3 protein-coding genes and 1 pseudogene are annotated in these 6,398 nt (G+C 71.9%); 1 reads left to right on the top strand and 3 read right to left on the bottom strand.

What is annotated here, in order from left to right:
- Window positions 1-42: 42 nt before the first annotated feature.
- A complete protein-coding gene (locus VR44_RS12505; protein WP_045947528.1) occupies window positions 43-1,185 on the bottom strand; it encodes an amidase domain-containing protein in 1,143 nt (380 codons plus the stop codon).
- 464 nt (window positions 1,186-1,649) lie between these two features.
- Between VR44_RS12505 and VR44_RS12500 the strand changes: the two genes are divergently transcribed.
- On the top strand, window positions 1,650-3,596 hold the full coding sequence (locus VR44_RS12500) for a transglycosylase domain-containing protein (RefSeq protein ID WP_094191584.1): 1,947 nt from the start codon (window positions 1,650-1,652) through the stop codon (window positions 3,594-3,596).
- A 48-nt stretch (window positions 3,597-3,644) separates the two neighbouring features.
- Here VR44_RS12500 and VR44_RS12495 read toward each other — a convergent pair whose 3' ends face one another.
- Both VR44_RS12495 and VR44_RS12490 read right to left on the bottom strand, forming a co-directional pair.
- Window positions 3,645-4,961: a polysaccharide deacetylase family protein gene (locus tag VR44_RS12495; RefSeq protein WP_245691745.1), complete on the bottom strand. Its 1,317-nt coding sequence runs from the start codon at window positions 4,959-4,961 to the stop codon at window positions 3,645-3,647.
- 272 nt (window positions 4,962-5,233) lie between these two features.
- Window positions 5,234-6,396, bottom strand: a pseudogene (locus VR44_RS12490) (cytochrome P450).
- Between the last annotated feature and the right edge of the window lie 2 nt (window positions 6,397-6,398).

Raw genomic sequence — 6,398 nt, 5'->3', positions numbered from 1 at the left:
CGGCGGCGGGAGGGGCCCGGGGGTGCCCGTCAGGGCCGTCCGTCAGGTGCGGTACGCGAAGTACCTGGCGTTCGGGTAAGAGGCCAGGATGCTCGCGAGCGACTTCCGGTACGTGTTGGTGGAGTGGTACGTCAGGTAAGGCATTCCGGCCCTGCTGCGGTACGTCACCATCATGGAGTGGTCCTTGGACCCGTCCCGGTTGAAGTCCGCCTGCAGGATGTCGCCGACGTCCAGCTGGTAGACGTTGGCCAGGTTGGCGGCCCGCTGGTTGGAGAGCGTGAACCAGGCCCACTCGTTGGCTCCGACCCAGGAGTCCGACTGGCGGGTGCCGTCGTACCACCAGTTGCGGTAGTCCGTCGAGGTGCCCGGGACCGGCTTCCATCCACCCGCGTTCAGTGCCTGGCTGATGAAGTTGGTGCAGTCGCCGCCGTTGCCGCTGAACTTGCGGTACGCCGGGTTGTAGTTGCTCCAGTACTTCTCCGCGTACTGCGCCATGGCGGTGTAGTTGTACGCGCCGCCGGTCAGCGTCTTGGGCTTGGCCGTGGCCGGGTACGTGGTGGACGCGGGCGTGCCGTCCGGGTACTGGTTGCCGTCGTCCGTGACGACGGCCGCCTTGGCGGCGACGGGCTCGTTGACCGCGACGGGGCCGTTCTCCTGGGACTTGATCGTCTGGAGCTCCCAGTCACCGCCCTTCCTGCTGGTGAGGCTGAGCTCGTAGCGCGTCTTGAAGTCCGTCGTGGACGGCTCGTCCCCGTGCACCTTCTTGTAGGTGAGCGTGGTCTGCTCGGTGACCTGGACGGTCGCCTTGCCCCCGGTCACCGTGGCCCGGTCGACGGTCACCTTGGTGTCGGCGCCGCTGTAGACCTCGCCCAGCTGCGCCAGGCGGGTCTTGCGGTCGCGCAGCGACTGGATCGCCGCGTCCTGGTCCTTCTTCAGCCCGTCGGACATACGGGCCTTCTTCTTGCCCCCCTGGCCGTGGCCGTGGCGCACGGTCTGGCCTTCCACCAGCGCCTGGGTGCGCTGCGAGAGCACGTCGTCCGCGAGGCGGGCGAAGGTCTCGGTGGTGGCCTGGTCGGCCTCTGCGGGCCCGGAGACGGCGTTCGCCGAGTAGGCGAAGAAGCCCCCGGACGCCACGGCCACGGTCAGGGCCGCGATGGCGGCGGGCCTGAACCTCTTAGGTATCACTGTTTTCCCCTTGTCACCCGGTCCACACGGACCGGGAGGACGGAATTTTCGCACAACTAGGCGACTGATTCGCCGCGTTCCGCTTTGTCACCGGATGCCCGGCGGGAGCCGCCCGTCAGCGCAGTCGTCCGACTCCGCTTCGTCACGGCCGAGGAGGCCCCGGCCGCGGGGGCCGGCTGCCGTGGGCGGGTCGGCGGAGTCACAGCAAATGCATCTAGGGTGTCCGGGAAAGCACGGAAGAGGGAGCATCCGCAGTGGCCAGGCAGGATTCGGGCGGAAGAGGGCGGTCCCGGGGCGGACTCGGCTCCCCGGACGCCGGTGCGGCGGCCTCCCAGGGCCGCAGGAGCGGATCGGGGACGCGCCGCCGCCGGCGCGCGGGGTCGGGACGGCTGCGGGCGCTCGCGCCGGTCCTGGAGCGGGTACTGGCCCCCGCGGCCGCCCGCGCGCGCCCGCTGCTGCGGCGGATGCGGCCGGCCTACCCGAGGCCCGGGCGCAGCGGCTGGCGCCGCTGGATACCCTCCTGGCGCCAGTGGCTGGGCGCCTGCCTGTACCTGTTCACGGGTCTCGTCGGCTTCGTGGGCATCGCGTACGCCACCACGGACATACCGGACGACCTCAACTCTTTCGCCACACAACAGGACAACATCTACTACTGGGCCGACGGCTCCACCATGGCCCGCACCGGCTGGGTCAGCCGGCAGGAGATGCCCCTCGACAAGGTGCCCCCCAAGGTCCAGGGGGCCGTGCTCGCGGCCGAGAACGCCAGTTTCTACACGGACCCCGGGGTCTCCCCCTCCGGGTTCATGCGCGCCGTGCGCGCCGCGCTGACGGGCGGCGAGACCCAGGGCGGGTCCACCATCACCCAGCAGTACGTGAAGAACGCCTACCTGAACCAGGACCGGACCCTCTCCCGGAAGTTCACCGAGATCCTGCTGGCCCTGAAGCTGGACAACCAGACGGACAAGAAGCAGATCCTCCAGGACTACCTCAACACCAGCTGGTTCGGGCGCGGTACGTACGGCATCCAGCGCGCCTCCCAGGCGTACTACGGCAAGGACGTCTCGAAGCTCAACGCCAGCGAGGGCGCCTTCCTCGCCTCCCTCCTCAAGGGCGCCGGCCTCTACGACCCCGCGCTCGGCCCGGAGAACCACAAGCGGGCCGTGGAGCGCTGGAGCTGGATCCTGGACCGCATGGTCGACACCGGGCAGCTCACGGCCGCGGAGCGGGCCACGTACACCCAGTTCCCGGAGCCCTCGGGTCCGGGAACCGCCGGTACCCCCGGCGCCCAGAACGGCTACCTGGTGGAGCTGGCCAAGGCGTACGCGATCAAGGCCGGGCACATCAAGGACTCCGACTTCGACCTCGGCGGATACCAGATCTACACGACCTTCGACCAGTCCCGCATGGCGGCGCTGACGGACGCCGTGCAGAAGGCCCAGAAGGACTTCGACCCGGAGAAGCGGCCCGCGACCGACACCCACGCGAAGATCGGCGCGGCGAGCGTCGCCCCGGACGGGCGGCTGCTCGCGGTCTACGGCGGCCCCGACTACCTCAAGCAGGGCTTCAACCAGGCGAACTCGACGACGATCCCGGTCGGGACGGCGTTCACCCCGCTCGTCTACGCGGCCGCCCTGGAGGAGGGGGTGGTGCGCACGCGCGGCAAGGACCGGACGCCCGTCTCCCCGGCGACGGTGTACGACGGCAACGACCAGGTGACCGTGCAGACCCCGGAGGGCCCGTACTGGGACCGCAGCGGCAAGGTGGTCAAGGGCCGCAACGACGGGAACAAGAGCTGGGGACAGGTGACCCTTCAGCAGGCCGTCGCCAACTCGGTCAACACCCCGATGCTCCAGCTCGGGCTCGACGTCGGGCTCGACCGGGTGGAGACCTTCGCGGAGGGGGCGGGCCTGCTGCCGTCGAGCCTCGGGACGCGGATCCCCACGTTCTCGCTCGGGGAGAACTCCAAGCCCAGTGCGATCCGCATGGCCGGCGCCTACGCGGCCTTCGCGGCCGACGGCATGCACACCGACCCCTACTCGGTGCGCTCGGTCAGCCGCAACGGCGCCGCCGTACCGCTGGAGGCGGCGCCGAAGCCGGTCCGGGCGATGTCGGCGAAGACGGCCCGCTCGGTGACGGAGGCCCTGCGCAGCGCCGTCACCGACGGTTCGGCGAAGACGGCGGCCAAGGCGCACCCCGGGGCGGCGGGCAAGACCGGGACCACGGCGGCGAACACGGCGGGCTGGTTCGTGGCGAACACCGAGAAGGAGTCCACGGCGGTGGTCGTCTACCGGATGGCGCTGACGGACCTGATCGCGCAGCCGCTGACCGGACTGGGCGGGGACGCCCCCGGCACGCCGGGCAGCGAGCGGGCGGTGCGGGTGTGGACGGATTACATCAGAGCGGTGAAGTGACCGGGGGCGGGGCCGGAGTCACCTCCGGCCCCGCCGCCGGTGGTCCCGTCACTTGACCAGCGTGTTCCAGTCGGGTGCCTGCGCGGGGTCGAGCATGCGCAGCTGGGCGAGGACCTTGGGGTCCTGGGCGTCGAGCCAGTCCGACAGCTCCTTGAAGGAGACGCAGCGGACGTCCTGGCGCGGGCAGACGTCCCGCATCACGTCCTCGACGGCCTGCATGTAGATGCCGCCGTTCCAGTCCTCGAAGTGGTTTCCGATGAACATGGGAGCCCGGCTGCCGTTGTAGACGCGGTTGAAGCCGTTCAGGTACGAGCCGCGGGTCTGCGCCTCCCAGGCCGGGTACTTCGCCGGGTCGCCCTTGGTGCTGTCGCCGGACTGGTTGTAGAGGAAGTTGAAGTCCATGGAGAGCACCTGGAGCTCCTTGCCCTGGAGGGGCACGAGCTGGAGGGGGAAGTTCCAGATGCCGTTCTGCTTGGACGGCCACAGCTGGAAGTCGCCCGAGGAGCTCGCGTCGTAGCGCCAGCCGTACGGCTTGATCGCGGTCAGCAGGTTCTTCTGGCCCTCCAGGCAGGGCGCGCGGCCGCCGACGACCTCGCGGTCCGGGTCGAAGGGCAGGGGCGCTTCCTTGGTGAAGCCGGTGTTCGTCTTCCAGTTCTTGATGAACGCGTAGGTCTGGTCGATCTCGCTCTTCCACTCGTCGGGGCTCCAGTCCCCGCCGCCCTTGGGTCCGCAGAAGTGCCCGTTGAAGTGCGACCCGATCTCGTTGCCGTCGGTCCAGGCGCCGCGCAGCTGGCCCAGCGTGGACTTCACGTGCGGGACGGTCGGGTAGGAGATGGCGGCCGCGCCCTGCGGGTGCTGGGGCGGGTGGTAGAGCGCCTTCTTGTCGTCGGGCAGGAGGTAGATGCCCGTGAGGAAGAAGGTCATGTGGGCCTTGCTGTCCTTGGCCACCTGGCGGAAGTGCGAGAAGAGGTGGTCGTCGCCTTCCAGGGCGCCGTCCCAGGAGAAGACGACGAACTGCGGGGGCTTCTCGCCGGGCTTGAGCTTCTCGGGCTTGAGCTGGTTCGGCTGGGGGCCCGTGTAGGAGGTGGAGCCGTCGCCGAGCACCTTGACCTTGCCGTCCCAGGGCTGCTCGGCGCCCTTCGCGGCGGCGGCCGCGTCGGCGGCGCTCTGCGTGGCGGCCAGCTTCGCCTCGCCCTGCGCGGGGGCGCCGCCGAAGGTGAACGTGTACGCCGTGGCGGCCGCCCCGCCGAGGGCGGCGACGGCGACGGCTATGCCCAGGCGCTTGCGGCTGCGTGCCTTGCGCTGGAGCTTTCGGGCACTCCGGGACTCCGTCCGGGTGCCCGGAACGGTGTCGGTGTCGGCCATGCCTGTCGTCCCCCCTGATCACCGCAGCCGGGCCGCCGCGCGTGGATGGTTCGTACGAATATAGAACTTGTCGGCACTCTTCCCGCACGGCGGACCCCCCTGGTCCGTCGCTTCACAGCCATCTCACAGCCCGTCCGGGAATTCCGGGGTCCGCATATCCTCTCCTTCCCGGAACGTTCTCCTCCAGTCCAGCCGCCGGTACGGGTGCGAGGGGCTCCGGGAGCGGGCGCGGACGCGCCCGCCGGGGGCGTGCGCCGCCCCGGGGCGCGGGCTCACCGCCGGGCCGGGACCGCCAGGACGAACCCGCTGCGGGGGCGGGTGGGGATGCGGTGGAGCGGGATCTCCAGGTCCTGCCCGGGCACGTCGGCGTCGAGGCGGGCCAGTGCGGGGGCGAGGGAGGCGAGCAGGCCCACGGCGATGTCCTCGCCCGGGCAGCGGTGGCCGGTCCGGGCGTCCCCGCCGCCCTGCGGGATCAGCTCGCCGGGGCCGGGCTCCCGTCCCAGGAAGCGCAGCGGGTCGAAGCGGTGGGGGTCGGGCCACAGACCCGGGTCGCGGTGGTGGCCGTGGACGTCGAGCAGGACGAGCGCGCCCTCGGGGACCGGCTGCCCGCCGAAGCGCAGGTCACGCGCGGCCAGGCCGCCGACGAAGGGCACGAAGGGGTAGAAGCGGCGGACCTCGTGGGCGAAGGCCCTGGCGTACGGGGCGCCGCCCGCGAGCAGCTCGGCGCGGACCCCGGGCGTGCGGTGCAGGGCGTGCGCGGCGAACACGGTGAACCAGGCGACGGCCACCGTCGGGCGGATGATGTTGAGCAGTTCCACGGCCGCGGTGCGGGGGTCGAGCAGCCGGCCGTCGCTGTCCCGGTGGCCGGCCACCGCACCGAGGACCCCGGCGCCGCCCGGAGGGCCGCCGGCGGCGCGCACCTCCTCGACGGCGCCGGCGAGCAGCGCCTCCTGGCGGGCCCTCGCCCGGCGCGCCTTCCAGTGCCGGGGCCCGGCGGTCGCGAACCCGTCGACCATGGCCACGCAGTCCTCGGCGACCCCGCGCGCGCCGCCCACGGCCCCGGCCGTCCCGGTCCATTCGCAGACGGCCCCGGCGAGGACCGCGGCCGCCTCGTCGAAGAGCACCACCCGGCGGCCCCGCCAGCCCTCAGGGACTTGCGGCCCCGGTGCCGGGAACCGTCCAGGGTGTGGACGGCGCCGCGTCCGAAGAGGGTGTCCAGGACGGGCCCGGGCAGTGCGCCGTGGCGCAGCACGTGGTGCTCGTCGTAGAAGAACCCGACCGCGGCGGGCCCGTGCAGCAGCAGGGCGGGGCGTCCCATCAGCCGGGTGCGGACGGCCGGGGGGTCTCCGTGGCGGCGGCGCAGGCCGGGCGCCCAGCGGTAGCCGCGGGCGAGGAGGGGCAGGGTGCTGTCGGCGAGGGGGAAGGTGAGGGGCATAC

Source organism: Streptomyces katrae, assembly GCF_000966975.1.
GTDB classification, from domain to species: domain Bacteria; phylum Actinomycetota; class Actinomycetes; order Streptomycetales; family Streptomycetaceae; genus Streptomyces; species Streptomyces katrae.
This window is presented reverse-complemented; position numbering and strand designations above follow the sequence as displayed.

What these genes read in the sequence shown, in the direction of transcription:
- VR44_RS12500 (WP_094191584.1), top strand. Translation starts at nt 1,650, where the DNA reads ATGCGGCCGGCCTACCCGAGGCCCGGGCGCAGCGGCTGGCGCCGCTGG.
- VR44_RS12495 (WP_245691745.1), bottom strand. Translation starts at nt 4,961, where the DNA reads ATGGCCGACACCGACACCGTTCCGGGCACCCGGACGGAGTCCCGGAGT.